Genomic DNA, 26,272 nt, shown 5'->3' on the forward strand with positions numbered 1-26,272 from the left:
AGAGCATAACCCAAAGAACTTCCCACCCGTACTCCGGGGCTGTGGAAGTTCTTTTCATTACATATTCTGTTTATTTTGCGGAATGCATACTGCACCTGCGGATTCTCTTTGGACAAGCGTAACGTACAATCGTTCATGATCCACGTCTTCCCCTGCAATGATTTTGAGAACCTGTTCGGCGGCCACAGCGCCCCATTTGCGCTTGGAATAGTCAATGGTGGTCAGGCGGGGCTGAATATATTGTGCCAGCTCAATATTATCGAAGCCGACGATATGAATATCCTTGCCGAGCGTTAGCTCAGACTGAGTCATCCGATTATAAAAGCCTACGGCCATTTCATCATTGAGGCAAAAGACGGCTACAGGTTCCGAATCCGGGCTGACATGCTGCTGCAAAATGATCTCGGCCGCCTGCTCGCCGCCCGATTTCTCAAAATCGCCACGAATCTCGATCATTTCGGCAATGCCGCTCCGTTCAACAGTCTGTTTGACCGCCTGCATCCGTTGCCATGAATCGTAAGAACCGTCTGGTCCGGTGACAACATACAGCTTGCGGTGTCCCAATTCCAATAGATGCTCTATCGCGAGCGCGGCACCCGCTTTGTTATCCAGCAGCACCTGATTAATGTTAGGGTGATTCAGCTCACGGTCCAGCACGACAATTTTATGTCCCCGCTCGGCGTAGCTTAGCAACTCCTGACTATCAAACGTCTGATCCAGCACGATGGCTCCGTCGATCATGCGCTCCGGCAGCATTCGGTGAGACTGCTTGCCACTGCATACGATGAGGTCATATTCTTTGCGGTTCAAAATTTCCTTGATGCCATACAATAAATCTCCATACACGTCTCCACGAAAATCAGTCAAGAAAACGCCAATAATTTTGGTTTGTCTTTTCTTGAGATTACGTGCGGCGGCATTTGGCACATAGTTAAGCTCTTTGGCAATCGCCAAAATACGTGCGCAAGTCTCTTCTGTTACCTTATCGCTGCCGTTCAAAGCATATGATACGGTGGATATGGAAACGCCCGCCTGTTTGGCGATGTCTTTAATGCTGACCACATCGCCACCTCCTTTTCGTCCGTTTCTGTTTATTTATTATTAACCACAAATTAATTTCAAATATCGTAGCCTCGCAGGCAAGCAGCAAAGGGCGATCCTGCAAGATCGCCATCGCTCTTTGTTGCCTATACCTGGTTTAGCATTTTGCATAATTCGAATCCAACTCTTTATAAAATAATCTCCAGACGATGTATACCATCATAGTCTGCCAGCGCCTGCTCGAAAGTGTCGCGCTTGATGCGCATGGCGCCGGAGCGGTAGCGATTATCATTGGCTGGCTTACTTTCCAGCAGCATTCCGTTCAATACTGCACGGCCTTGCTCACCGTTATGATGCTCCTGCAGCATACGGTAAACAAAGGTGATCGGTTTCCCGGCAAAGGAAAACTCAAATTCCAGTCCGTCGAGATCGTCCGGCAGCACAGGGTCCAAAATCAGGTCTTCGCCCGACTGACGAATACCCAGAACGTTCGAAATAAGCTGGTTCATGTAGATCCCCGGACCGCTGGAGTAGATTCTCCAGCCGCCCTTGACCGGTACGGTTCCTCCACGCAGTTCACCAAACCGTTCCTGTGCCTCATAGCGGGTATTGAATTTGCCGTCCGAGCTGCTGAAATAGGCGTTGCTCTGACGCCACTCAGCGTTCGGGACGGACGTGCGGATGCCAACCGGATTGATGAGCTTCAGGCTGTGCCAGGCGTCATCCTTGCGCCCCAGCTTGGCCATCGCCTCCACGAAGCGGATATGGGCATGCACATATTGCAGCCCGACCTCACGTCCGAAGTTGGCCGCTTGCTCTGCGCGCTTGAAGTGCGAGCTGACACCACCGTCGTATTGCGCAGGGCGGTTCATCAGACGCACGCCATCCGGGCAGAGGAACTGCTCGCGGATGAGCTGCTCATGAGCCAAAGCTTGCTCAGGTGTGAGCAGCTGGCCGATCATGCTGCGTGTCATCGGCAGCAAGCGGTAGTGAATACCCGTCTCGGGATCGGACGGGTGAAGCATCAGCTTGGGCTGGCCAGGCTCCTCCATATACACGAAGCCTGGGATGATACCGCTTTCCAGCATGTAGCGGTTAAAATCCTTGCGAATACCCTCGGCCATCTGGTGCAGCTCCTGGGCAATCCTGTCTGCTTCGTCGACGGCGCCCGCCGGGGCCTCTTCCAAAGCAGCAGCAAAACTGCTAATCACCTGATAGGTGAGTGCAACCGTCCAGCTGCTCGCCATGTACTGCTTCAACTGAGCGTTGGTCGGCTGGAGCGTGTCATCCCAATCTCCGTCGCCGTAGGCCGACAGATGGGTGTCATGAAGGAAATTCGCCCGAATATACTCGATTTCCTTCTTTGCATGCTCCATAAGGGTCGCGGTCTGCTTGGTAAAATCGAAAGAATGCCGATGGGTGTAGGGTACATTTTCTCCCAGAATACTGTAATCCCGGGTCGCGGTCAAATAATCGCCCAGTACCTTGAGCGGCCAGACGATAATATCACCGTGGCTTTCTTCCTGCTGCACGCGGGTATAGTTGTCGAACATAAACCATTGCGGCCAGCTTCCGCTGTCCTCGTACTGGTGGCTGAATACAGTCAACAAAATGGAACGGACCTCATCATATTTTTGTACGGCTGAGAAATATTCCACCGGTCCCTGACATACGTCACGCGTTCCCCAAGCTGCACCGCCATATTGCTCCAGACCATGAGGCACGGAATAGTGGACGAGCATATTGTGGGTATACCACCAGGCCACCGCGTTCACACGGAATAGCTCGCTGGTTTCATGACCGTCCTGCGTTAGATGGAAGCCGTTCATAAGCTCGGCCAAATATTCGCGATAGCGCTCACGCTCGTCCTCAAAGGAGACGCGGCGCTCTCTGCGCGCATGGTTTTTCCCGGCCGAGCGGCCATGCAGCCAGCCCTGCACGGTGCAGGTCCATTCGCTGCTGTCGCCCAGCTCCAGCACGACCAGCGATGGATCAGGGCAGGCTGCGCCCTGCAGCAGTGCGCGAGCGTCGCTCACCTGCTGTAGCGGAGCGCCTTGTACCTGCATGCGGTACAGCAGGTCCGGGTAGGCTTCGGCGCTCAGTGAAGCGGAGTCTGCCCGGAAGAGCAGGTCGTCACCTTCTCGTTCCATATGAAACGGAAGCTCATATTCGTTCACATGCATGGATAGCTGCTGAGTCACGAGGAACGGATAGGCTTTGCCGCTTGCCGAGCGCATGTGCAGCCTTACTTCTAGTGTGTCGGCGTTCGTATGGTTTGTAATGATGAGCGTATCACCTGCGATTTTGTAATACCAGCGTACATAGTTAAAGCCAATCTCGAACAGGGAAGGCATCGTGAGCAGACGGTATTTCCCTTCGATTCCGACATAGATACGCTGTCCGGATGTTTTGGGAATGTTAAGCGCATTACGCGTGTTTGTGATCATTTTGTTGAAATTCGTGTTCCCGATGACGAGTTGGGAATTGAATACTCCATACATATAGGAGGTGGTGGTAATCGTTTCTTCCTTGCCTCCTGTGTAATGCCCACCCATTAAAATATGCCCGTGGGGACGTTCTACACGAAGCTCTTTGGATTTGAGTACGACATGCTCATAGCTGTCCGTAAAAAAGGATAGCAGTGTATCGCCATCCCGTTCTTCCTCCTGCCGATTCGGGAAAAGCTGTTCCACCTCGGCATCGGTCAGGTCCAGGGTGTGCAGCGGCTCACCGATCGTTTGGGCTGGAGCTACACGCATTGCCTGTAAATTACCTGCGGCGTGTGCCGGAATGGTAGCATCGGAAGCGATGGCCAAAATGGCAGCGACTTCTTCGCGTGCTTTTGTCACCAGTTCCTGATACTCCAGCTTCGTCACCGCCGTAGGATGATTCGGCTGAAACAGGCCGTAAAAGGTAAAGCGAGCTTCCCCGGCAAGCTTCACCCGCTCGGATTGCAATGCTGTATAGGCGAATTCGTATTGGTACACTTCATTGGCGAGCGAGTCGCGGCGCAGGGCTTCCGGCTCATTCGTTTCTTTGTACGAAAGTCCAAAGAACTGAAATCCGTCCGTCGAGTAGCCGATGGTACGGGTTAACGAGCCTTGCTGGAGGTAAGGGAATGCCTGATTTTGCGGCTGATTTTGACGGGAGCAAACCGTGTAGCCTCTTTGTTCGTCATGGTAGACTGTATGGTCAATATATTGAGACAAATAGGCTTCATTATTGCGTACAGCAGCGGTATCCGCAATGCCGACATCCTGACCGTACACGATATCTGCTTCAACGTCATCGCCTTGTAGGACTATATCCCAGAACCATACTCCCAGACTGCTTAGTGTAAAGGCTACCTGATAGCCTACACCAGCAGTGAAGCCTTCCCAAATAATCTGCCGATCTGTCTGGCGGATCACTCCAGGTGAACGAGCTCCAAGCAGGGGAGTGATGCTCACGCCGGACGGACGGTACAGTCTCAAGTACAGATTGTTCAGGGAACCGTCGACCGAATTGGTCAGCAACTGGTTGATCATGGTTGAGCCATGAGCGATTTTGTACACATCACCACTGCTCAGGAAGGTAAAGGACAGGTCGCCTGCCCGCAGCAGAATATTTTGATCCAGACTTGTATTCATCAAAGGTTGCGCCTCACTTTCCGGTTTCTTTCACTAATTGAAAACGTCCTTCGGTCGTATCCCGGCTGTTAGGTCCTGTAAAGACAGCAAACTCACCGCTATCACTGCTAAAGCTCAGGTCTGCATGGTGATAGCGCAGCTGCGGCTCGGACAATGCAAATTCCACTTCCCGGCTTTCGCCCGGGGCAAGAAGGACTTTGTGGAAATCCTTCAGTTCCTTCATCGGGCGAACCGTATCTCCGCTGATGTCACGGACATAGCACTGAACGGTTTCTTCGACGGGACGAGCCCCTGTGTTCGTTACCCGCACTTTAACCGTTAGCGCCTGACCGGGCACAAGGGTTTCGCTGGAAAGCTGTATGCTGTCATAGGCTACTTCGGTGTAGCTCAGGCCATATCCGAACGGGAATAAAGGCTCGTTCGGTACGTCCAGGTATTGGGACACGTAGCGTTCCTTGGTATTCGGATCCAGCTGCGGACGTCCTGTATTAAAATGATTGTAATACACGGGCACTTGTCCAACCGATTGCGGGAAGGACATCGTCAGGCGACCCGTAGGCTCGGCATCGCCGTACAGCAAATCGGCAATTGCTGCGCCGCCTTCGCCACCGGGGAACCAGGCCTCCAGTACGGCGTCTGCTTCTTCAATGACACCGTGCAGGTCCAATGGGCGACCATTAAACAAGACGGCTACCATAGGCTTATTCAGCGTTTTCAAGCGCTTTATCAGCTCCAGCTGGGCTTGGGGCAGGCGAATATCCGAGCGACTGCCTGCTTCACCGCTCATATCCGAGCGCTCCCCAAGCGCCAGCACGATAATCTCTGCTTGGCTGGCAGCTTGCAGAGCCTCTGCATATTGCTCCGCGGTCATATCTTCTATAGAACAGCCTGTCGCTACTGTGAGCAGCGAGGAGGATATTTTCGATTGAAATCCGTCAACCACACGAATCGCTTCGTCCTGCGAACCGCTCCAGGACCAAGAGCCGAGGATATCACCGCTCTCTGCAAAGGGTCCGATCAACGCAATATGCTGGCTGCGCTTCAATGGAAGAACGGAATCATTTTTGAGCAGCACGCATGACTTGATCGCCAGCTCCTTGGCAACCGCCCGGTGAGCGTCGCAGAATACGATCTCACGTTCCCGCTCAGGGTCCGCGCCGCGCAGCGGATTGTCGAACAAGCCCAGCTTTTGCTTGAGCTTCAGCACACGCATTACCGCTTCATCGACGAGTGCTTCGTCCAGCTGTCCGCTGCGAACCAGCTCAGGCAGATGCCCGTTATAGCAGGAGGTCATCATTTCGATATCCACGCCTGCCAGCAATGCTTTCTGTGCTGCCTCGCGCTCATCCTCGGCGATGCCGTGGGGGATAAGCTCCTTGATGGCGGCCCAATCCGAGATGAGTACGCCATCAAAGCCCCATTCATCGCGAAGCAAATCGCGCATCAGGCGCTTGTTTCCCGTTGCGGCTACACCCTCCACCGTATTGAAGGACGTCATCACCATTTCGCAGCCTTCATCCAGTGCGGCTTTGTAGGAGGGAAGATAGTACTCTCGCAGCTGCCATGCGGATACATCAACGGTATTGTAATCCCGTCCGCCTTCGCCAGCTCCATAGGCGGCAAAATGCTTCACGCACGCGGCTACCCGGTCGGTATCGTTCGTCAGATCCTTGCCCTGGAAGCCACGCACAAACGCACGGGCAAATTCGCTGTTGAGGTAAGGGTCCTCTCCTGTAGATTCCATAACACGGCCCCAGCGCGGGTCACGCACCAAATCAACCATCGGGGCAAAAGTAACGTGTATCCCCGACACAGCTGCCTCCCTTGCAGCAATGGTAGCGCTCTCTTCTGCAAGTCGCATATCCCAGGAGCAGCCTATAGCCAGCGGTATCGGAAAAATCGTTTTGAAGCCGTGTACAATATCTGCCATAATTAGAAGCGGAATGCCCAGACGGTTTTTGCTCAGATGGGCCTGCTGCACACGAATCACTTCCTTGGCTCCTGCGAGGCCAAGCACGGAACCGACGTTGTGGACGGTTTCTTCGGTGATGCCAAGAGAAGCGATAGGCCCGGTAATTTGCCCTTCTGTTCCGGCATCCTCGAAAAAGGCGCCCACAAGCTGAAGCAACTGGTCGACCTTTTCTTCAAGGGTCATGCTTTGCAAATAGGAATTGAGTTGTTGTTCCATCATAATCCTCCATAAGCTGCGTTGGTGGACAGCTTTCTTTTTCAGATTCATGAGATTTTTTGGCGAAAATGGTTTCATAAAAGTGCTGAACAGGCTAATAGCTTAGTATGGATGCATAATTTTCTGTTGCATTATTAATCGAAACGTTTCTATTGTTGAACTCAGTTGGATTATATACGCTTTCAAATCGAGAGTCAAATCCATATTGGAGGTTGTTTTATGGGAAAAATAACGTGTTTAAGATGAAATAAGGGCGTTGTTTTGGCGAAATAAAAAAATAATATTCCTATTGAATACGGTTTCAATTTGTTCTATAATGACTATCGAAACGTTTCTATTAATGAGTTTGATCCTTAGATATTGGAACATAATTGCTATAACGGTATGCTGTAACCATTGTATGTATTTAAATCCGTTATCATATTTCGTGATCGGGAAAGCGGTCATGTCGGGAGGAATTCGTATGATGAAAAGAACGTTGGGGATCATTTTGGCAAGCACTTTATTACTGGGGGGCGTACTGGCTGGCTGTTCGTCCAAGGATGAGTCATCCGGCAAGGATGCGAACGGAAAGACAACCATCACCCTATGGGGGATGGGGGCAGAAGGAAAGCTGCTGCCTGAGATTGTGAAGGATTTTGAAAAAGAAAATCCCGATATTCATGTAGAGGTGCAGGCACTGCCTTGGGACAACGCCCACGATAAGCTGCTAACGGCAGTTGCCTCCAAATCCGGTCCGGACGTGGTTCAGTTGGGTACGTCTTGGGTTCCTGAGCTTGCGGCTGCGGGTGCATTGACGGATATCACTCCTTATGTCAGCAAATACCCTGAGCTGGAGCCGAAGAATTTCTTCCCGGGTGCTGTGGATACGGCAAAATTTGAGGGAAAACCTGTAGGTGTTCCTTGGTATACCGAAACGAAAATCTTGTTCTACCGTTCAGATCTATTGAAGCAAGTCGGATATAATGAAGCACCTAAAACGTGGGAAGAGCTTTCTGACGCTGCTCAAAAGCTGGCAGCGCGTGGCAAAGGGAAATACGGTATTGCCATTAATGCGAAAGAGCAGTCTCTGGGCTTTATGTTCGCTCTTCAGAACGGCTCCAAGCTGATCGATGAGCAGGGCAATCCGCTGTTCAACCAGCCACCGTTTGTAGAAGCTGTGAAGTATTTGAACACCTTTTTTCAAAATGGCTCTAATGCCCTCGATCTTGGGATAGATTCCGTTCAGGGATTGCAAGGTGATGGTATCGTTCCGATGTTTATCAGCGGTCCTTTTATGATTAGAGAAATCAAGAGCAAAGCACCGGAACTGGAAGGCAAATGGAATGTAGCCGAGCTTCCGGGCAAAGTAAACAACCTGTCTGTTTTGGGCGGGTCGAACCTTTCGATTATGCAATTCAGTAAGCACCCAGAGGAAGCGGCCAAATTCATGGCTTTCATGAGTAAATCGGAAACGCAACTGAAATGGATGGAGCTGTCCAGTACCTTGCCTGCTGCTACCAAGTCATGGGACGATGCCAAGCTGAAGAGTGATCCGATGCTTCAAACGATTCGCAAACAGCTCGAGCATTCCGCATCTTTACCGCAACTGGCCGCATGGGAAGAGGTTTCTCAGCAATTCATCAAGAGCTTCGAACGCATTTACCGTGGTCAAGCCGACGTCCAGAAGGAAATGGATGACTTTAATCAGCAGGCTGCAAGTATGATGAAAAAATAATGATCCGTATCCGTCATTGTCAAAGGGAGTGAAGACATGAAAGGAAGCTCGCAGAAGCTTGCACCATACTTGTTTATCGGTCCCTCCATCATCCTGCTGACGCTGTTTTCGCTGTTGCCGATTTTACTGGCGCTCGTGATCAGCTTCACCGATATGGATCTGTCAGGACTCGTTAATTATGATAGTATTCGCTTTATCGGACTGGAAAATTATAAGAATGTGCTGCTAGATCCTTCTTTTATAAAATCCGTGGGTAATACCCTGTTCTTCGTCATTATCGGTGTTCCGTTGGTGCTGTTATTTTCGCTAAGCATTGCGATCCTGATTAATATGGGTAAATCACGTGCTTTCAAAATATTCCGCGTCGTGTTCTATCTGCCGTCTGTAACGAATGTGGTTGCGGTCGCGGTCGTATGGAGCTATCTGTATAATCCGACGCTCGGGTTATTCAACTATGTGCTTGGCCTGGTGAATCTGGGCCCTGTTCCATGGTTGACCGATCCGACCGTGGCGAAAATTTCGCTGATTGTGCTGGCGGTTTGGCGGGGCATAGGCTTGAATATGATTATTTTTATTGCAGCCATCAAAGGAATTCCAGGCTCTTACTATGAGGCGGCTCAGCTTGACGGGGCCAACACATGGCAGCAAATTCGTTATATCACCCTTCCGCAGCTCCGTTACGCTATTTTCTTCGTCTCCATTACGACGATGATCGGCTGGCTGCAATTTTTCGAGGAACCGTTCGTCATGACCAAAGGGAAACCGCTTGACGGCACGCTGACAGCATCTCTGTTTATATACAATAACGGCTTCCAGTTTAGTAAATTCGGTTATGCCGCGGCGGGATCATTTATTCTGTTCTTTGCGATCATCGCGGTGACGCTGATTCAGTTCCGTTTGCAAAATAAAGCGGAGTCCTGATAGAGAGAGGTGATGAACGTGAAAACAGCTGTTCAGCAAGCCCGCGCCAACTCGCGCAGTGGTGAAAAAACATTTCAATCGTTCGTGGCGATTCTCCTGACCGTGGGAGGTCTGTTGATGGTGCTGCCTTTTGCGTGGATGATTCTATCCTCCTTTAAGACCGAGGGGGAGGTAACCCAAATTCCTCCGACCATCTGGCCGCAGCATTTCACATTGGATAATTTTAAAACACTATTTGATAGCATGGCTTTTGGCACCTATCTAACCAATACGCTGGTCATTGTATTAGCTTCCTTTTTCGGATTATTCCTGAACGCCATGGCAGGCTACGGGTTTGCCAAATTCAAATTTAAGGGCAGAGGTTTTCTGTTCTATCTGGTGCTGGCCACGATGATGATTCCGGGGCAGGTAACGATGATTCCCGTGTATTTGATTCTGAACCAGATGGGATTGACCAATACCATGATGGGGATCGTCCTGCCTGGTCTGGTAGGAGCATTCGCCATCTTCCTGTTTCGGCAGTTCATGTCGGATATTCCCGAAGAATTGCTGGAGGCGACGCGTCTGGACGGGGCAGGCGAATTTCGAACCTTTCTGCAAATTGTACTGCCTATTTCAACACCGATTTTGGCAGTGCAGGCCATCCTGACCTTCATTGGTGGCTGGAACAGCTTTCTGTGGCCACTCATTATTGCGAACGATGAGAAGCTGTACACCTTGTCCGTCGGTCTGTCGCTGCTCAAGGGACAGAACGAGAGCCAATTCGCGCTCCAGATGGCCGGCTCAACCTTTATGGTCTTACCGATTATGATTATCTTCATTGTTTTTCAAAAGTATATTATCGAGAACTATACAATTTCGGGTATTAAGTAGTAGTACAACGGCGGGTTTCCCTTTTAACCGAGGAGACTTTGCCGTTTTGTTGTTTTATAAAAAAAGAAGAGCACCACTTAAAGGGCACTCCTCGTAGAAATTCTCATATTTAAATAGATTTGATCTCTTTCTCGGTTAATCCGGTGGCCTTTGCAATATTTGCTATGTCCAGACCCATGGACAGCATATTTTTGGCGATATTCTTTTTCTCATCTTCTTTACCTTTGGATAGACCTTTCTCTAAACCTTTCGCCATACCGATAGATTCTGCTCTATCGATCATTGAGGCTTCATCGTGCAGGTATTTCTGCCGAGCTTCATACTGACGTCTTGCTTCTGAATCCTGACTCAAGAATTGCAGTGTGTCCATGGCTTTTTCCAGTCCTGGCTCGTTCATTTTCAAAACCTCCCATTTGGATGGATCTGCGCCTTTGAGAAACAATAGCCAGTTGATAAGCCCTCCGTTTAGTATTAATTATATCATCTTTTTTAGGATATCAGAATGGCTAAGCTTCTCTTTGAAAGAGGGGCTCCGCTATTTTTCCTCTACCTGGACATATTTATATATGAGTCAAACAATATTGATGGGATAATATACGAATTTTTCTTTTCAGTCTGTAGATGCGAGTCGTTGTAGCCGTAATGGAAATATTATATTTGACAGCGAGAAAGGGTACAGGCATATGTCGACAAAAGTAGTCTTGATAGAGTGTATATTCATTTTTTGAAAGCTGCATCAGTATGTTAACGATAACCGTATCCATATCTCCAAGCCTTCGATTTTCCCACTCCTCCTCTACCGAATTTGAAAAACCACAAATCTTCTCACATTCTAACGTAGTTTCATGCTTTTTTTGTGTATAGTAGCACCTAAATGATTTATAAATGAGATTTTTAGCCGTAAGGTACAGCCAACCCTTTACGTTGGGGTGATGCTTGAGCTTGACCAATTGCTGTCTTGCCGCTACAAAAGTATCTTGTGTACATTCTTCTGCCATAAATTTAAAGCAAGACTGATTCTTGATTAAATGCATACAGAAACGATATACCTCACTCAGATAAAGTTCGCAAATTTTTCTGTAAAAACATCTGGAACTACCTCTGCATTGATCCTCTTTGCAACAGTCGATAACCATCGTGGTCGGCATTTTGTTCAAGCCCCCTTTGGACGGATAAAAAAGATAAATAACATTTGCGCATGCCAATCATATACATTAATTCCAATTGAATATAATGACAAAAATCATATTTAATCTCGTAAGTATGGAATTACTAGAACAGTTAGGAGATATTTTAAGGTGATTTTGATGCGGGGACGGAATTAGTTAATAGGGGGAGAGGATGCATCAGGTGGGAGGGGAGAAAGGATGAAAGAATCAATAGTATACAAACGTTTGGCGACAACATTTAGACCTCATTTGAAAACAATCGCTATCATTTTGGCATGTCTAATCGTATCAGCGGGCTTGAATATATTATTGCCTTTGACAAGCAAGATTATTGTGGATCAAGGTCTCTTGAAAGAGGATATGCAGGCTGTAATTCTGTACACTTCTGCTGCGTTTTTAATCGTTTGCTTGGATAAGCTGCTGAACGTGTGTAAAGAAACCTTTCGGGCAGGCTTAAGCGCACAGGTTACCTTTTCCTTATTTGAAAAGGCGTATCTGCATCTGACGAGAGTTAGAATGAGCTATTTTACCCGAACCAATGAAGCAGAGTTGCTTAATCAAATCAGTACGGATGTAGGCAATGTATCGAGGATCACAGATAGTGGAGTATTTTTTATCATTATGCAGGCGTTCAGCATGATTGGTGGTTTATGTGGTCTGCTGCTCATTAACTGGAAAATGACTGTAATTGTGCTTTGCTTTTTACCTATCAAATATGTTGTTGTGAAGCATTTTGTGAAGTGTAGAAAAAAACTGGTGGGGGATTTAATTGAAGGCAGTAGTGATTTTGCCCAGTGGTTTGGGGAATCGATCGGAGGCATGAGGGAGCAGCGAATGTTTGGTCTTATTCCACATAAGCACCAGCAGTTCTCATCCAGGCAGCGTCGAATCGTAGATTCAGAGCGGAAAATATCACTCCTGGACGCGTGGAATACCGCTTCGGAATCGGTTTTAATTCAACTGCTGCTGATGCTTCTGTACGTTGTTGGAGCTAATCTTATTTTTCGTTTACAGCTCACTGTAGGCGGTATTTTTGCCTTTGTTTCTTACAGTGCTTATGTTACCACTCCTGTTTTCGCTATTTTAAACATTGGCTACATGCTGGCTGAAGTGGTTCCTTCCGCCGTTCGATATTATCAGTTTTTGGATTGGGCAGAGGAAGAGGCATCTAATTTAGCTACTCCATCGTCTGTCCTCACTGAGCCGCCACTCGAAGATCATATTGCCTTTCATCATGTCTCTTTTTCCTATGCCAAGGATGAACACATTCTGGCCCACTTGAGCTTTAGGATTGCCCGAGGGGAAAAGGTAGCTATCATTGGAGCAAATGGGGCAGGGAAGTCTACGCTGCTGGATCTGATTATGAGATTCAGCCAGCCTGATCAGGGGATAATCACTTATGACGGCATTGACATTCAAAGCTATGAAATAGATGAGTATCGAAGTCAAATAGCCTTGGTCAGCCAGCAGGTGTATTTATTTGATACTACTATTTTCAGCAATATCCGCTTGGGCGCAGAAGTTGCTAATGAAGCAATAGAGGCAATGATCGTGGAGGTTGGTCTGGAAGAATTGGTCCAGAGCTTGCCAGATGACTTCCCAATAGGCTCGAATGGCTCCAGGTTGTCGGGTGGTCAAAGACAGAAAATTGCCATGGCTCGGGCATTGGTCAGAGAAGCGCCATTGATTATTTTTGATGAGGTGACTTCCAATCTGGATGCAGCAGCCAGGCTAAATGTCCAGCAATTGTTGAAGACCCGTTTACGTGACAAGACCGTAATGATCGTTACACATCGCAGCGAGGTATTAGCGCATGTCGATAAAGTCATTTTGCTGGAGAAAGGCGAACCCGCTCAAATAGGGTCACATTCCTATTTTATGAATTGCCATGCCGGTTATAGAGAATGGGTATTAGAGCATGAAGAGGCCACAGTCAAATGATGAAAAAAACAAATGATTCTATGTGGTGATTTTATGCTTGGTATGGAATTAGTATGGGTGAACACCCTTTTAAATCATATTATGAATGGGAGGAGTAGTTTAACATGCGTAAGCTTGTGAAAAGAAGTGCGAATGTAGGCGACACGATTGAGGCATTTGGCTGTGGTTGTTCCTGTTATTGTCCTTGCTCCTGTTATTGTGCGGGCAGTCGGACTCGAAGTTCCAATACTCAGAGAGAAAGCGACGGCTCTTATCGCAGAGATAATGGAACTGGAATTGGTAATTATTAAGCTTGTATCTGTATGGAGGAGCCTGGAATTTTCAGGCTCTTCTGTCCACATCAAAACAGAGTAGGTGTGAACCATGAATATGTGCCAACCCTTTATATACACATTTCAGACGAGACTCCACCATTATGTATATGATGTAAATACCAACTTGATTTTGCGGATTAAAGAGGAGGCTTATCATTTTCTGAATTCGCATTCCAGCTTTGACCTGGATCAGATGGAGACTACACCTGAATTGCAGCAGTATATCCGTGACTTGTTAGACAACGGATTTTTATCCTCACAGCGCCCGCAGATTATAAATCATCCCAAGACGAAGCACCTGGAGCATATGCTTCAGCATCAGCTGAAGACTCTCACCTTGCAGGTCACTCAAAATTGCAATCTTAGATGTTCTTATTGCGTTTATTCAGGAGGATATGAAAATCGAGGTCATACCAGTCTGATGATGGATTTTGAGACAGCGCGCAAGTGCATAGATTTTGTCATTGATAGGTCAGTAGACAGTGACCGTTTGGATTTTGGTTTTTATGGGGGAGAGCCACTCATTAATTTTCCGTTGATCAAGCAATGTGTGGAATATATCCAGGAGCAGGTAGCGTATAGAGATGTAGGCTTTCATTTGACGACCAATGGCACGCTGCTTAATGACGATATTTTGGCCTTTCTCGATGAACATCATTTTGTGCTTACGATCAGTCTGGACGGAGATCGGGAGAATCATGACAGAAACAGACGGTTTGCTGTTAACGGGCGGGGCTCCTTCGATACGATCATTGCCAATGTGGACAAGATTAAAAGCAATTACCCGGGCCTCTTTGAATGGATTAATTTTAATGTGGTGCTGGATACTCGCAACGATTTTGGTTGCATCAATGATTTTTATACGAATTATGAAACCTTCGAAAGTCTGTACAGTGTGAAGTCGTCCTACATTAACGATGCTTATGTGAAGGATGAGATACGGTACAGGAATGAATTTATTGAACAGAGAGGCTATGAGGTTGTTAAAATGATGCTCTCCAAGTTTGGAAGAGTGGATGAAGGACATGTCTCCAAGCTGATTAAGGACTATTATATTTCGATTTATTTCCGAATGTTTCATTATAGAAAGCCTTCTGCGGGGATGCCGATAGAAGCGCATCATGGCGGACCCTGTGTGCCTGGTGTTCAGCGATTGTTTGCGGATGTGCATGGAAACCTGTATCCATGTGAACGGGTGAGCGAACAGTCGGAGGTGGTGCAGATTGGAAAGGTGGACACAGGCTTTGAAGTGGATAAAATCAGCCAAATTTTAAATGTAGGGACAATCACGGAGGATGCATGTAAAAACTGTTGGAATTTCCGTTTTTGTACGCTGTGTGTTGCTGTAGCAGATGATTTGCATACCTTGTCCAAAGAAAAGAAGCTGAGTCACTGTTCCGTAGTCAAAAACGATATTAGGCACACCTTGCTTGATTTTTGCATGATGAATGAGCTGGGCTATGATTTCTCTGAGGATACGATTCTCGATTTTGAAAAAGCATGAGGGGTGTCTCCATGACCAATAAATTAATCATTTTTCCGTTTGATTATGAAACGATAGCCCTGGTTAGGAACATGAATCTATTAGGAAGTTATGGGGAAGTTGTACTTATTTCTTTTCAAGGGTCGGGGATGATCGGGAAAGATGCCTGTGTAACGGACAAGGGGGAAGTGACAGGCTTCATAGTGAAGCCGGAGTCTTGTTTGGAGCAAGAAATAGAGCGTTGTGATGCAATCCTACTGGTGAAATCGAATTTTAAACTTGATATCGCAGAGGTTTACCTCCCGGTGATCAAGAAAGCTGGACAACTTGGCAAAAAAGTCTTGTGCAATTTCACTTTGCCAGACCCATGTATGGAATTCATCGAACCATGTGAGGAGCATGATGATAAGCTAATTCTAAAAAATACATTTGATGTACGCACGAAGGATATCTCACCGCCTGACCCAGGCTCCGTTATTCATGATTTTTTTACACCGGTTATGTTTGTATTAGGGCTGAACGAACGAACGCATAAGCTTAATTTGCAGCTTAACCTTCGGCAGAAGCTTGAAGCTCAAGGGTATCAGGTGTCGCAAATCACGTCTAATGGATGCGGTGAGCTGATTGGTGCACATTCTTTTCCACAGTTTATGTTTGAGGCCGGTATGACGGAAGCCCAGAAGATTATCATGTTTAATCGATATTTGAAAAAAATAGAGCAGAGCGAAAAGCCTGACCTAATACTCGTTGGCATTCCGGGCGGGATTGTTCCTTTTAACAATACGTTCACGAATTATTTTGGAGTAACTTCATTTTTGGTATCCCGTGCTGTCAGACCGGATGGTCTGATCTGTTGCCTCCACTATGATGAATACAATATAAAATATTTGGAGCATGTGAAACAGTACATGGAAAACCGTTTTTCCTCTTCATTATTGGGATACGCCTTATGTAACAATGTATTCGACAGTTATTCTTCTTCCACGGTGAATATGCAATATGCATCTGTCGATCATCGTTTCGTGGAAGAGAAAAAACAAGAGTTTTCCAATTATTCCGTGCCTGTACTCAATCTGTCCAACGATGAAGATATGAATAAGCTGACGAAGGATATTTTACATTATTTTTCGGTTGATCATCATGTAGTTCAGTTGTAATGGAGGGGAAAACATGAACTTTACTCAGGATGTAACAGGAACAGGAGTAAAACTGGAAAATATATTTTGGAAGCTTTTTAACATAAAAGCGGGAGAGATAAATAAAGAGGCTACTTTACTTGGTCCCGCTATGGGGTTGTTTCCCAGAGATCTGGTGTATCTATTATTTGAAGTGGAAAAAAGCTTTACTATCCGAATTCCGGAAGAGCGTATATTGGGAGGGGGGTTGCTTACATATAACAGTTTGTACGAGACGATAACGGACTGCCTGGCAGTGGAAAAGGAATGAAGGATTTGTGAAAATGATGATAAAACATACAAAAACATACAAAAAGATCCGATATACCTCTAGAATCACTTATTAGAAGAGAATTGGAGGTTTTAGGATGAATGTATCATTTACATCATCTCACCAATCGCCGTTCCGCACCACAGATAACAACCGACTTGGACTACGGCATTCCATTTCCGCTCAGGCTGAAAGGAAGAGTATAGGCAAGCCACAAAACAAGGTTATTCAACAATTGACAGAGCAAAAGCAAAATTTGATGGAAAGGCGTTCGGACTATTTAAGTAATGCTCTCAAGCGTGGTCTCGGTCCAGAAGCTGTAAAAGCTGAAATGGAAGAGATAGATAAGCAGATTCAGCAAATTGACGAGAACATTCAAAAGCAGTCACTGGAAGAGCAAAAAAAGGCTTTAGGCATGGATGAGGAAAGTAAAAAAGAGGCTCAGAAAGGTAAAAGGGAAGAATATACGCCCAAGACTGCAGAGGAACAGAAGCAAAGTCTGATCACCTATACAATGCATAGTATTGTATCTGCAAACAATGAGTTGAAGAATGCCAAAATAGCTAAAATGGCACAAATCACATTGGGAAGCGAGGCTAAGGGCTGGGAAAACGCTAACCCTGCAAAATCAGCGGCTTTGCGTGAGAAGGCAGAAGGACTTAATGGAAAGATCATGGAAATCGCTGCGAATATCAATGAGCGTATCAGCGAAGCAGTGAATAACGAACCGGCGATTACAGATCGGGAAGAACCAAAGGATGAGAAGGAATCAAGTGCAGAGACAGGCAGGGTGTGGACTGAACAAGAGCTCACTGCCTATCTGGACTCGGCTAAAGACGGAGCGAAGACTGCAGGCACGAAGGTAAATATTGCAGTCTGATCCGGCTATCATGTGCATGGTACGCTAAATTAGGAGGGTGCTTTCAGACGAACGCTATCGTTCGCAGAGGCACCCTCTGCTTACTCTTATGGAAATGAACAGGGCAGGGGGAGAAAAAATGAGTGCCAAAATCCATGTAGCCATTATTGACGACGGGGTTTATGCTGGCTTTTTAAATACGCATTTATTATATAACGTCGAAATAGCTCATGGAGGTGTAGAAGATGGACGTAGCTTAAATCACGGTACGCTATGTGCTGCTATTGTACAAACGTATTTTCCGGATGCGATCATCAGCAGTGTGAAAATAATGAACCATCGAAAAGGAAATGCAGCTCAGCTCTGTGCCGCGTTGGACTGGTGTGTAAAGCATGGTGTGCAGGTAGCCAATATCAGCCTGGGAAGTGTAAGTTATCGGGATCGAAGCATGCTGCGGGAAGCTGTAAATGATGCAGCTATGGCAGGATTAATTATGGTATGTGCTGCACAAAACGGAGGACTTCTTACTTATCCGGCCTCTTTTGCTAATGTGATTGGAGTGCGCTGCGATCGTAGCGGCATACTTACAGCAGGTCAATATACATATGATGCTGATAAAGCATTCTCAAGCGGTATCGATTTTACCGCTTTTGCCAGACATGAGCTGGTAGGTGCAGCCGGAGAGACTGTTCAATGCCCCAACAGCAATAGCTACGCCACTCCATTCGTTACAGCACAGGTATGTAAAGTACTCCAGCAGTCCAAGCGCGTTCCTTCTATAGAAAAGCTAAAACATATTTTACATAAGTATAGCTATCATTCAATACAGGATAATGTATTCCCCGTGGCGCGTTACAAAAATCCAGATTGGATACGGCGTGCATATGTATTTAAGGAGGATTGCGGAGTTGGATCACAAGCACCTTATTATTTTCGGGTCGCCTATGAAACTAAGTTCCCCCGTACTAAAGCAGCTTCGGTCATCAAAGAAGTAATTATGCGGGAGCAGGCAGAGCGGGATTTGGACATTAAAGCTGGAATACGGATGGGTGACCTGGCGGATACGATTGTCTTGCTAGGGGATATGGAGCCGGTGGCATGGCAGGATGTGAAACAATTGGCTTTACGGTTTGGAAAACATATAGTGCATATCCCTAATAAGCAATGCTACACCCCGGTTCTGGATGGTTCATTTCGTCGTTTGCGCTGCTGGCAGCCGGATGAGCGTTTTAAGATGAAGCGGGAGGAGATGATTCCAATAGATGATTCTCATATTCCGCTTATTTATATGTATTATAGCGGGGGCGCTGACATCATTTATTTCTTGCATGTTTTGAGAGAGGCCTTTACCCGGGATGGATACCAAAGCTGGATTGCAGTGGATCAGCCTGCGGCGGTGCTGCATGACATGGAGTATTTGCCTCCTGCCGATGCAACCACTGGATTACAGGAACGGATATATGTCGCTGGTACAATGGCTTATAGCGCTTATGCGGATATCGTCATTTTGTGTGCAGAGGCTTCGGATGTTACGGATTACTCCAAGGAGCAAGGCCTATCAGGGATTGATATTGAGCTTTCTTTGATAGAGATCGCGGAAGCTGAACGGATTCAAATTTCGGTACGGGTAGAGCATGAATATAGGGAAGAATGGGTCATTCGGAACCAAAGCGTGGAAGATATAGATCGTTGTTATACATGTATAGAACAATTGCTGGCAAGCGGATAATCACAGAAAGCGTAACCAATTTCTTATCGTTTATCATTATACTTAACTAAAATATTAAGTATTTAATAATAATATTGACCATTATAATTATGGTGTGTTATATTAACAGCGTAAATAAAACGGCTTGTTAGTCTTTGAGGTACAACAGATTTTATTTTCGCATTCAGAGAGGATGGTTTAGATGGCAGCAGCTGTAAAAGCAAAAATGATTGTAGACAAATCTTTTCGTATTGCTGAAGTCGATAAACGCATTTATGGTTCTTTTGTAGAGCATCTCGGACGTGCGGTATATGGCGGTATTTATGAGCCCTCTCATTCATCCAGTGATGAAGGGGGTTTCCGTAATGATGTGAAAGAATTAGTGAGACAGCTTGATGTTCCAATTATTCGCTATCCGGGAGGTAATTTTGTATCCGGTTACAATTGGGAGGATGGTGTCGGTCCTGTCGCGTCCAGACCTAGACAGCTGGAGTTGGCGTGGAGAACGGTCGAGCCCAATGAAGTGGGTACGAATGAATTTTTTAAATGGGCCAAGGATGTTGGTTCCGAAGTGATGATGGCGATAAATCTGGGTACGCGTGGAATTGATGCGGCGCGTAATCTAGTTGAATATTGCAACCATCCGGGCGGCTCCTATTGGAGTGATCTGCGTCGGAGTCACGGGATAGAGCAACCGCACAAGATCAAAACGTGGTGTCTTGGCAACGAAATGGACGGTCCTTGGCAGATCGGACATAAGACAGCGGAAGAGTATGGCCGTCTGGCTGTAGAGTCTGCCAAAGCCATGAAGCTGATTGATCCTGACATTGAGCTTGTATCCTGCGGCAGCTCCAGTTCGACGATGCCGACGTTCCCGGAATGGGAAGCGACGACGCTGGATCATACCTATGAGGTAGCCGACTATATTTCCCTGCACCAATACTACGGCAATCACGACAATGATACTCCAAATTATCTGGCGCGTTCCATGGATATGGACCATTTTATTCAAACGGTCATTTCGACCTGCGATTATATCAAAGCGAAGAAACGCAGCAAGAAAAAAATGATGCTCAGCTTTGACGAATGGAATGTGTGGTACCATTCCAACGATGCGGACAAAAAAATCGATCCATGGTCTGTGGCACCGCCGCAGCTTGAAGATATCTACAACTTCGAGGACGCACTGTTGGTGGGCAGCATGCTGATTACGTTCCTGCGTCACGCGGATCGTGTGAAGATGGCTTGTCTCGCCCAACTGGTCAACGTTATTGCTCCGATCATGACCGAAAATAACGGAAGAGCGTGGAAACAAACGATTTTCTATCCGTACCTGCATGCGTCCCGCTATGGTCGTGGAATATCGTTGATGCCTGTAGTGGACTCCGAAAAATACGATTCCAAGGATTTCACAGACATCCCTTATCTGGACAGCGCTGTGGTATATGATGAAGAGGGAGACGCTCTGACCATTTTTGCGGTTAACCGTCACTTGTCCGAGTCGCTGGAGCTGACGGTAGATGTACGCAGCTTTGAAGGCTACCGCATTGTAGAGCATACCGTGCTGGAGCATGACGATCTCAAGGCGACCAACAGCCCCGCAGGGGAAAAGGTTGCGCCTCACAATGGCGGCAATGCCAAGCTGGAGGATGGAATTGTAAAATCTCACTTGGGTAAAGCATCGTGGAATGTCATTCGTCTCGCTAAGTCTCATTAATTCTTTTCTATAATAAGTAGGCCTCATTATAGCTAAATAAAGCTCGCATTCTATCTTGTAATGGCATACAGGAGTAGAAGGCGGGCTTTTTTTTATACAGCCGAAACAATGAGCGCGTATTATCTTCTTGTGAAATGACAGGAGGGATCAGGCTGTGACTACGACCGAAAAAGTGATTAATTTTGCACATCGCGGAGCTTCTGGGGTATGTCCTGAAAATACGATGGCGGCGTTCCGACACGCGCTGGAGTTGGGAGCAACAGGCATAGAAACGGATGTGCAGCGTACCCAAGATGGACATCTGGTACTGATTCACGATGAATCGCTGGAGCGTACGACAGGTTCACCGCTGGATGTAAGGGATATTACGCTGCAAGAACTGAATACGCTGGATGCGGGCGGCTGGTTTGACGAGAAATTCCAGGACGAGCGGGTGCCATTGCTGGATGAGCTGTTGGAACTGGCGCAGTCCTCTGATACAGTGATTAATCTTGAATTGAAAAATAGCATTTATCGCTATCCCGGTATGGAGGAAGAAGTCGTTGCTGCCGTGAGGCGTTTCGGGTTGGAAAGGCGGGTGATCCTATCCAGCTTCAATCACGAATCGCTGGCGCTCTGTGCGCAGCTCGCTCCTGAGATTAGGACGGGTGCGCTGTATATCGAGATTATGGTTCGTCCATCGGAGTATGCAGCCCAATTTGGAGTCACAGCACTTCATGCCCACAAGCATGCTGTTACACCAGAAGCCGTAGCTGAGGCTTTGGCAATAGGTGTAGTCTACCATCCGTGGACAGTGAATGAGCCGGAGGAAATGAAGCGTCTGCTGGAGGCCGGGGTGAGCGGCATTATCACGGACTATCCTGATCGGTTGTCGCACATTTTAGCTGTCCACTCTTCCTAAACAAAGCAAACTGAACTGAAGTGAAAAGACTCTCCTGCACGCTCACGTATTTACGAGGCGAAGAAGAGTCTTTTTTTGAGAACCTGATTCCTTTCCTACTTGATGCCAAGCCGCATACGGTAGCTGAACAGGATATCCAGTGTTTTGCCCTGAAAATGATCCTCTACCTGCTTCACAAAGCGTGCCAAATCATCATCCAGTGCCCGGTTGCCGAGCTTGAAGACACTCTGAATGCCACCTTGGCTCAGGGCAAGCCCTGTATAGCGAGCGGCGTCACACTGCTCACGGTTGTGGAAGATAATTTCCCGGGTGTAGCGAAATTGTCCGCTGCGCTGCAGATTAGCCAAATGTTGATCTTTGCTCCATTTATGGGCTTGTTGCTCTACAGGGGTTACCTGCTCCAAAATGGTATCCGCTTTGGCGATAAGCTCTGTATACGCCTGCTCTATCTGCCATTGCAGCACCGGAGGCCAGTCACAGTCATAGGCTGCGAACACGCCGCCCTGAGCCAAGACTCTGCCCGCTTCCTGGAGCGTGCTCTCAGGGTCCATCCAGTGAAAGGACTGAGAGCAGGTGATGACGTCTACAGTTCCATCCTCAAAAGGCAGGCTGTTGGAGAACCCGCTTTGGAAGGAGATGGCTTCTGCCATTGTCGTTCCTGCTGTTTTCAGCTTACGCCCAGCTTTCTCTCTCATGTCCGGGTTAGGCTCAATGCCGACGATCTGCCGAGCTGCATCTTTCCAGATGAAGGTCGAAAGCCCTGTACCACAGCCAATATCGGCAACAAGCTCTACGTTTCGTTCCAAATAGCGACTAATGATTTCCACGACGAGTGACGGTGCTTCTGGTCGATGCTGATCATAGTTGTCGGCAAAACCACTAAAACGGTCCACGTTACTTTGCAGATTTCCTTTTGGTATCATAAGAGCTTTTTCCTCCTTGGCCTCGACCGGGTGGCCGAGCAGATTCCGATGCTGCTGTACTCTTACATTGTACAGTTTTATATGTTTATTCATCTACTGTTGTGATTGCACAGCAACTATCGGATTTCAGAGGAGATTTCCCTATTTTATCGCGAAGCCAGCGCTTCACGTATCATGGAGTCCAGCATAGGGCGCAAATCTGCGCGCTGCATGCCCATGTGGAGCACGGCTTCCAGATATCCAGCCTTATCACCAATATCATAACGCGTGCCTTCCAGTTCTAGGGCAAGGAGTTGGTTCTGTAATGCTACCTGGTGGAGGGCATCTGTCAGTTGGTATTCACCACCCGCACCGGTGGACATGTTTTCCAATATAGAGAAAATGGAAGGCTCCAATACATACCGTCCAATGACTGCCTGCCGTGAAGGAGCATTTGCAGGGGAAGGCTTTTCAACAAGTCCACCGACTTCGTGTATAAGGCCATTCTGGTGGGTGGAGTCAATAATGCCGTATTTACTTACATCCTGTTCTTCCACCGTACGCACGCCGACCACTTGCTTGCCCGTCGCCTCGTAGACATCCATCATTTGACGAATGGCCGGGGTAGAGGAATTCATAATATCATCACCCAGCAATACAGCGAAGGGCTCATCGCCAATGAACTGACGGGCACAACGTACTGCATGTCCCAAGCCGAGGGGTTCTTTTTGACGGATATAGTGAATGACTGCTTTGCCCCCGATGCTTTGAACCTCGCGCAGAAGGTCGTACTTACCTTTGCTCTCCAGCACTTGCTCCAATTCCACAGACTTGTCAAAATGATCCTCGATGGCTTTCTTATTGCGACCCGTGACGATAATGATGCTTTCAATCCCGGACTTGATGGCTTCTTCTACGATATATTGAATAGCCGGCTTGTCGACTATTGGAAGCATCTCTTTGGGTAAAGCTTTTGTGGCAGGCAGAAAACGGGTTCCTAGTCCGGCGGCTGGAATAACGGCTTTTGTAATTTTTCTCATAGAGATTCACTTTCCTTTCGGGATGGGGAACCAAATACCCAGTATCGGCTCCCGATATAATTAATGATCATTCCGGCTGCGGTGGCGATCAGCTTGCATAAGGCAAGAGGCAGCTCGGTTCCAGCGTGAAGCAGTTGCAATAATAAGGCGGTTAGACCCAATATGATCAGGTTGATGACGATAAATTTGGGTAATTGACTTTTGTTAGTATCGTCTGGTCGTTGTTTGTTGAATGTCCATTTGCTGTTTAAAATATAACTGTTGGCTGTGCCGCAGCTATACGAAATGATCTGCGCCACCAGGACCGGAACCCCGGCCCAGGCCAGTAGCATAAAAATGATGTAATCTACGCCCGTATTGACCAATCCTACCATGCCAAAACGGATTATAGGAAGCAGCGGGGCAATGCGACTTTTCATGGGTTATGCTCCATGACCGGATTTGGGGCCGGGATATACCGCACTGTTGCCGCGTACTGTACGTCCGGCAGAAATCAGACTGTCTCGGGCTCCTTGATACAGGGAGTCACGTTGTTCAGGAGCTTTCTTGGCATGTGTCGGTCCGTTTTCGTATTGTCCACCCAGATGCTCACGCACAATGTAGAGCGGACGGGCTTTGGTCTCATCATAAATCCGTCCTACATACTCACCCATAATACCGAGAATGATCAGGATTACACCGTCAAAGATCAGGCTGATGCTAATCATGGACGACCAGCCCTTCATCACGTAGGAATCGGTGAAAAAGTTGAGGAATAACACGTACATCAGATACAGGAAGCCGGACATCGACAGCAGTGCTCCAATGTAACCCGCCAGCTTGAGCGGTTTAATCGAAAAGGATGTGATCCCGTCCAGGCTGAGCTTGATCATGCGTTTCAGCGGATACTTGGTTTCGCCTGCGAGCCGCTCATCGCGCTCATATTCAACAGCAGTTTGCTTGAAGCCGATCCAGCTGACCAGTCCACGGACAAATCGGTTATTTTCCGGCAGCCGCTTCAACTCATCTATAACCTTGCGGTCCATCAGGCGGAAGTCCCCGGTGTCCACCGGGATATTGATGTCCGTGGAGGCTTTGAGCACACGGTAGAAGAGGCTGGCTGACCATTTCTTGAAGCGAGTTTCGCCATTGCGTTTCAGCCGTTTGGCGTAGACCACCTCATAGCCTTCCTTCCATTTGCTAGCCATCTCGACAATTAGCTCTGGCGGGTCCTGGAGATCGGCGTCAATGACGACGACCGCCTCTCCCACCGCATAATCCATCCCGGCGGTAATGGCCAGTTGATGACCGAAGTTGCGGGAAAAATCAATCAATACAATGGTGTCATCTCTGAGACTGAATTCCTTGATGAGCTGGACGCTGCGGTCCGAACTCCCATCATTTACGAAGATCAGCTCGTAGGGCTCGCCCATCGAGCCCATGACTTGTTTTAGCCGCCGATAGGTTTCTGTAATGACGGCTTCCTCGTTGTACATCGGTATAACTATGGAATAGCGAATTTGTTCACTCATGAGTAATTCCTCCCTAATTTATAATGTGATTTCGTATAAAGTACCGCTTCCGCCACGCTCGTCTCCGCCAGGTCCACCTTGGCCATCCTGAGCATTTGAATTACTGTTCGTTTTGTCGCTTCCGCTGTCGGATGCCTGAACATCTGTACTTGCTTCGCCAGTTGTTGTTTTCCAATCATCTGTAGGGATTACTTTGCCATGCTCTTTGATCCATGTGGTGACTTCGGAGTTGCCGCTGTCTGGTCCACCGCCGCCTCCACCATTGATCATGAAGTATTTTACCTGACCGCTTTCGACCAGCGCCTTGATCTTGTCGACGGTATACACCGGATCGGAGGATACAAAGCCGTTCATAATAATCACTTTTTGTCCGGCTTCAATCATGTAAGGAGCGGCTGTTGAATAATTGCTTGCTGCGAAAAGGTAGGTTTCACCTGTGTTATGCTGTTGCAAATAGCTCAACGTTTTTTGATCTAAGCTTTGGCTTCCGTTCGGTCCACCCATTCCTCTGGAGCGGGCAGAAGATCTCTGTTCTGTGTCTGTGCTTGTTTGAGTTCCTTCAGCTTGTTGTCCATTGGCGCTTTGGCCTCGATTGCCATCATTGCGGCCTGGCATTCCGCCACCACCTCCACCACCGCCAAATTGAGTCGGTCCGGCTTGTGGAATCATGCTGTTCCCCCCGTAGGTGATCGGTGTCAGTGCCCAGTACACAGGGCCGATGAACATTGCGAGTACACTTGCAATGACGGCGAATTTCGTCAGCTTCTCTGATTTCAGTCGTGCTATTACCAGTAACGCTGTGCCAAAGATCCCCAAGATTAGTACCGCGATGGACCAGCCGCTGCCAATGGTATCGTTGTAATTTTGCAAAACAAACCAGCCAAATACCGAGGTTGCCAATACCGCTGCCGG

At 47.5% G+C, this 26,272-nt stretch carries 20 protein-coding genes and 2 pseudogenes; 12 read left to right on the forward strand and 10 right to left on the reverse strand.

Going from position 1 to position 26,272, the window contains the following annotated elements; translation table 11 throughout:
* Positions 1 to 57 precede the first annotated feature (57 nt).
* The 3 genes from WG8_RS01530 to bglX form a co-directional block, all read right to left on the reverse strand.
* A complete protein-coding gene (locus WG8_RS01530; RefSeq protein WP_007428300.1) occupies positions 58 to 1,062 on the reverse strand; it encodes a LacI family DNA-binding transcriptional regulator in 1,005 nt (334 codons plus the stop codon).
* Positions 1,063 to 1,229: 167 nt separating this feature from the next.
* On the reverse strand, positions 1,230 to 4,670 hold the full coding sequence (locus WG8_RS01535) for a GH36-type glycosyl hydrolase domain-containing protein (RefSeq protein ID WP_007428301.1): 3,441 nt from the start codon (positions 4,668 to 4,670) through the stop codon (positions 1,230 to 1,232).
* Between the two features lie 13 nt (positions 4,671 to 4,683).
* Positions 4,684 to 6,858, reverse strand: a complete 2,175-nt coding sequence (bglX, locus tag WG8_RS01540; protein ID WP_007428302.1) for a beta-glucosidase BglX — start codon at positions 6,856 to 6,858, stop codon at positions 4,684 to 4,686.
* Positions 6,859 to 7,321: 463 nt separating this feature from the next.
* Here bglX and WG8_RS01545 point away from each other — a divergent pair, with 463 nt between their 5' ends.
* Genes WG8_RS01545 through WG8_RS01555 form a run of 3 tightly spaced genes read left to right on the forward strand, consistent with a single transcriptional unit; the run spans position 7,322 to position 10,369 of the window.
* Positions 7,322 to 8,575 carry an extracellular solute-binding protein gene (locus WG8_RS01545; protein ID WP_043890676.1) on the forward strand — a complete coding sequence of 418 codons (1,254 nt, stop codon included), beginning with the start codon at positions 7,322 to 7,324 and terminating at the stop codon, positions 8,573 to 8,575.
* Positions 8,576 to 8,611: 36 nt separating this feature from the next.
* Positions 8,612 to 9,496, forward strand: a complete 885-nt coding sequence (locus WG8_RS01550) for a carbohydrate ABC transporter permease (RefSeq protein ID WP_007428304.1) — start codon at positions 8,612 to 8,614, stop codon at positions 9,494 to 9,496.
* 12 nt (positions 9,497 to 9,508) lie between these two features.
* Positions 9,509 to 10,369, forward strand: a complete 861-nt coding sequence (locus WG8_RS01555) for a carbohydrate ABC transporter permease (protein WP_442950067.1) — start codon at positions 9,509 to 9,511, stop codon at positions 10,367 to 10,369.
* Between the two features lie 109 nt (positions 10,370 to 10,478).
* Here WG8_RS01555 and WG8_RS01560 read toward each other — a convergent pair.
* Together WG8_RS01560 and WG8_RS01565 are read right to left on the reverse strand one after the other, a co-directional pair.
* Positions 10,479 to 10,835: pseudogene (locus tag WG8_RS01560) on the reverse strand (Rpn family recombination-promoting nuclease/putative transposase); the annotation flags it as partial.
* Positions 10,836 to 10,929: 94 nt separating this feature from the next.
* Positions 10,930 to 11,517 (reverse strand): RNA polymerase sigma factor, encoded by a 588-nt coding sequence (locus WG8_RS01565; RefSeq protein WP_043890677.1) that lies wholly within the window; start codon positions 11,515 to 11,517, stop codon positions 10,930 to 10,932.
* Positions 11,518 to 11,736: 219 nt separating this feature from the next.
* On the opposite strand from WG8_RS01565, the gene WG8_RS01570 reads away from it, so the two are divergent.
* From WG8_RS01570 to WG8_RS01610, 9 genes are all read left to right on the forward strand, one after another.
* A complete protein-coding gene (locus WG8_RS01570) occupies positions 11,737 to 13,479 on the forward strand; it encodes an ABC transporter ATP-binding protein (RefSeq protein ID WP_007428307.1) in 1,743 nt (580 codons plus the stop codon).
* Between the two features lie 104 nt (positions 13,480 to 13,583).
* Entirely contained in the window at positions 13,584 to 13,769 is a 186-nt protein-coding gene (locus WG8_RS29450; protein WP_083837526.1) for a CLI_3235 family bacteriocin precursor, read from the forward strand.
* Between the two features lie 73 nt (positions 13,770 to 13,842).
* The gene (ccpM, locus tag WG8_RS01580) at positions 13,843 to 15,297 is read left to right on the forward strand and encodes a Cys-rich peptide radical SAM maturase CcpM (RefSeq protein WP_232289030.1); all 1,455 of its coding nucleotides are present in this window, start codon (positions 13,843 to 13,845) and stop codon (positions 15,295 to 15,297) included.
* Between the two features lie 11 nt (positions 15,298 to 15,308).
* Positions 15,309 to 16,433, forward strand: coding sequence for a TIGR04066 family peptide maturation system protein (locus WG8_RS01585; RefSeq protein WP_007428310.1), 1,125 nt, complete (start codon positions 15,309 to 15,311; stop codon positions 16,431 to 16,433).
* A 13-nt stretch (positions 16,434 to 16,446) separates the two neighbouring features.
* On the forward strand, positions 16,447 to 16,722 hold the full coding sequence (locus WG8_RS01590) for a peptide maturation system acyl carrier-related protein (protein WP_007428311.1): 276 nt from the start codon (positions 16,447 to 16,449) through the stop codon (positions 16,720 to 16,722).
* Between the two features lie 97 nt (positions 16,723 to 16,819).
* Positions 16,820 to 17,602, forward strand: a complete 783-nt coding sequence (locus WG8_RS01595) for a hypothetical protein (RefSeq protein ID WP_007428312.1) — start codon at positions 16,820 to 16,822, stop codon at positions 17,600 to 17,602.
* 118 nt (positions 17,603 to 17,720) lie between these two features.
* Entirely contained in the window at positions 17,721 to 19,310 is a 1,590-nt protein-coding gene (locus tag WG8_RS01600; protein ID WP_007428313.1) for a S8 family serine peptidase, read from the forward strand.
* A gap of 181 nt (positions 19,311 to 19,491) precedes the next feature.
* On the forward strand, positions 19,492 to 21,006 hold the full coding sequence (gene arfA, locus WG8_RS01605; protein WP_007428314.1) for an arabinosylfuranosidase ArfA: 1,515 nt from the start codon (positions 19,492 to 19,494) through the stop codon (positions 21,004 to 21,006).
* 154 nt (positions 21,007 to 21,160) lie between these two features.
* Positions 21,161 to 21,907, forward strand: a complete 747-nt coding sequence (locus WG8_RS01610) for a glycerophosphodiester phosphodiesterase (RefSeq protein WP_007428315.1) — start codon at positions 21,161 to 21,163, stop codon at positions 21,905 to 21,907.
* 95 nt (positions 21,908 to 22,002) lie between these two features.
* On the opposite strand, the gene WG8_RS01615 is transcribed toward WG8_RS01610, so the two are convergent.
* From WG8_RS01615 to WG8_RS27660, 5 genes and pseudogenes are all read right to left on the reverse strand, one after another.
* The gene (locus WG8_RS01615) at positions 22,003 to 22,830 is read right to left on the reverse strand and encodes a class I SAM-dependent methyltransferase (RefSeq protein WP_007428316.1); all 828 of its coding nucleotides are present in this window, start codon (positions 22,828 to 22,830) and stop codon (positions 22,003 to 22,005) included.
* Positions 22,831 to 22,976: 146 nt separating this feature from the next.
* Entirely contained in the window at positions 22,977 to 23,849 is an 873-nt protein-coding gene (gene galU / locus WG8_RS01620) for a UTP--glucose-1-phosphate uridylyltransferase GalU (RefSeq protein WP_007428317.1), read from the reverse strand.
* Entirely contained in the window at positions 23,846 to 24,268 is a 423-nt protein-coding gene (locus WG8_RS01625) for a GtrA family protein (RefSeq protein ID WP_007428318.1), read from the reverse strand. The genes galU and WG8_RS01625 overlap by 4 nt, the downstream gene beginning before the upstream one ends.
* Positions 24,269 to 24,271: 3 nt before the next feature.
* Positions 24,272 to 25,360 (reverse strand): glycosyltransferase family 2 protein, encoded by a 1,089-nt coding sequence (locus WG8_RS01630; protein WP_007428319.1) that lies wholly within the window; start codon positions 25,358 to 25,360, stop codon positions 24,272 to 24,274.
* Between the two features lie 18 nt (positions 25,361 to 25,378).
* Positions 25,379 to 26,272, reverse strand: a pseudogene (locus tag WG8_RS27660) (4-amino-4-deoxy-L-arabinose transferase); the annotation flags it as partial.

Source organism: Paenibacillus sp. Aloe-11 (assembly GCF_000245715.1).
GTDB classification, from domain to species: Bacteria; Bacillota; Bacilli; order Paenibacillales; family Paenibacillaceae; genus Paenibacillus; species Paenibacillus kribbensis.

What these genes read in the sequence shown, in the direction of transcription:
- WG8_RS01535 (WP_007428301.1), bottom strand. Translation starts at nt 4,670, where the DNA reads ATGAATACAAGTCTGGATCAAAATATTCTGCTGCGGGCAGGCGACCTG.
- bglX (WP_007428302.1), bottom strand. Translation starts at nt 6,858, where the DNA reads ATGGAACAACAACTCAATTCCTATTTGCAAAGCATGACCCTTGAAGAA.
- WG8_RS01545 (WP_043890676.1), top strand. Translation starts at nt 7,322, where the DNA reads ATGATGAAAAGAACGTTGGGGATCATTTTGGCAAGCACTTTATTACTG.
- WG8_RS01550 (WP_007428304.1), top strand. Translation starts at nt 8,612, where the DNA reads ATGAAAGGAAGCTCGCAGAAGCTTGCACCATACTTGTTTATCGGTCCC.
- WG8_RS01555 (WP_442950067.1), top strand. Translation starts at nt 9,509, where the DNA reads ATGAACGTGAAAACAGCTGTTCAGCAAGCCCGCGCCAACTCGCGCAGT.
- WG8_RS01565 (WP_043890677.1), bottom strand. Translation starts at nt 11,517, where the DNA reads ATGCCGACCACGATGGTTATCGACTGTTGCAAAGAGGATCAATGCAGA.
- WG8_RS01570 (WP_007428307.1), top strand. Translation starts at nt 11,737, where the DNA reads ATGAAAGAATCAATAGTATACAAACGTTTGGCGACAACATTTAGACCT.
- WG8_RS29450 (WP_083837526.1), top strand. Translation starts at nt 13,584, where the DNA reads ATGCGTAAGCTTGTGAAAAGAAGTGCGAATGTAGGCGACACGATTGAG.
- ccpM (WP_232289030.1), top strand. Translation starts at nt 13,843, where the DNA reads ATGAATATGTGCCAACCCTTTATATACACATTTCAGACGAGACTCCAC.
- WG8_RS01585 (WP_007428310.1), top strand. Translation starts at nt 15,309, where the DNA reads ATGACCAATAAATTAATCATTTTTCCGTTTGATTATGAAACGATAGCC.
- WG8_RS01590 (WP_007428311.1), top strand. Translation starts at nt 16,447, where the DNA reads ATGAACTTTACTCAGGATGTAACAGGAACAGGAGTAAAACTGGAAAAT.
- WG8_RS01595 (WP_007428312.1), top strand. Translation starts at nt 16,820, where the DNA reads ATGAATGTATCATTTACATCATCTCACCAATCGCCGTTCCGCACCACA.
- WG8_RS01600 (WP_007428313.1), top strand. Translation starts at nt 17,721, where the DNA reads ATGAGTGCCAAAATCCATGTAGCCATTATTGACGACGGGGTTTATGCT.
- arfA (WP_007428314.1), top strand. Translation starts at nt 19,492, where the DNA reads ATGGCAGCAGCTGTAAAAGCAAAAATGATTGTAGACAAATCTTTTCGT.
- WG8_RS01615 (WP_007428316.1), bottom strand. Translation starts at nt 22,830, where the DNA reads ATGATACCAAAAGGAAATCTGCAAAGTAACGTGGACCGTTTTAGTGGT.
- galU (WP_007428317.1), bottom strand. Translation starts at nt 23,849, where the DNA reads ATGAGAAAAATTACAAAAGCCGTTATTCCAGCCGCCGGACTAGGAACC.
- WG8_RS01625 (WP_007428318.1), bottom strand. Translation starts at nt 24,268, where the DNA reads ATGAAAAGTCGCATTGCCCCGCTGCTTCCTATAATCCGTTTTGGCATG.
- WG8_RS01630 (WP_007428319.1), bottom strand. Translation starts at nt 25,360, where the DNA reads ATGAGTGAACAAATTCGCTATTCCATAGTTATACCGATGTACAACGAG.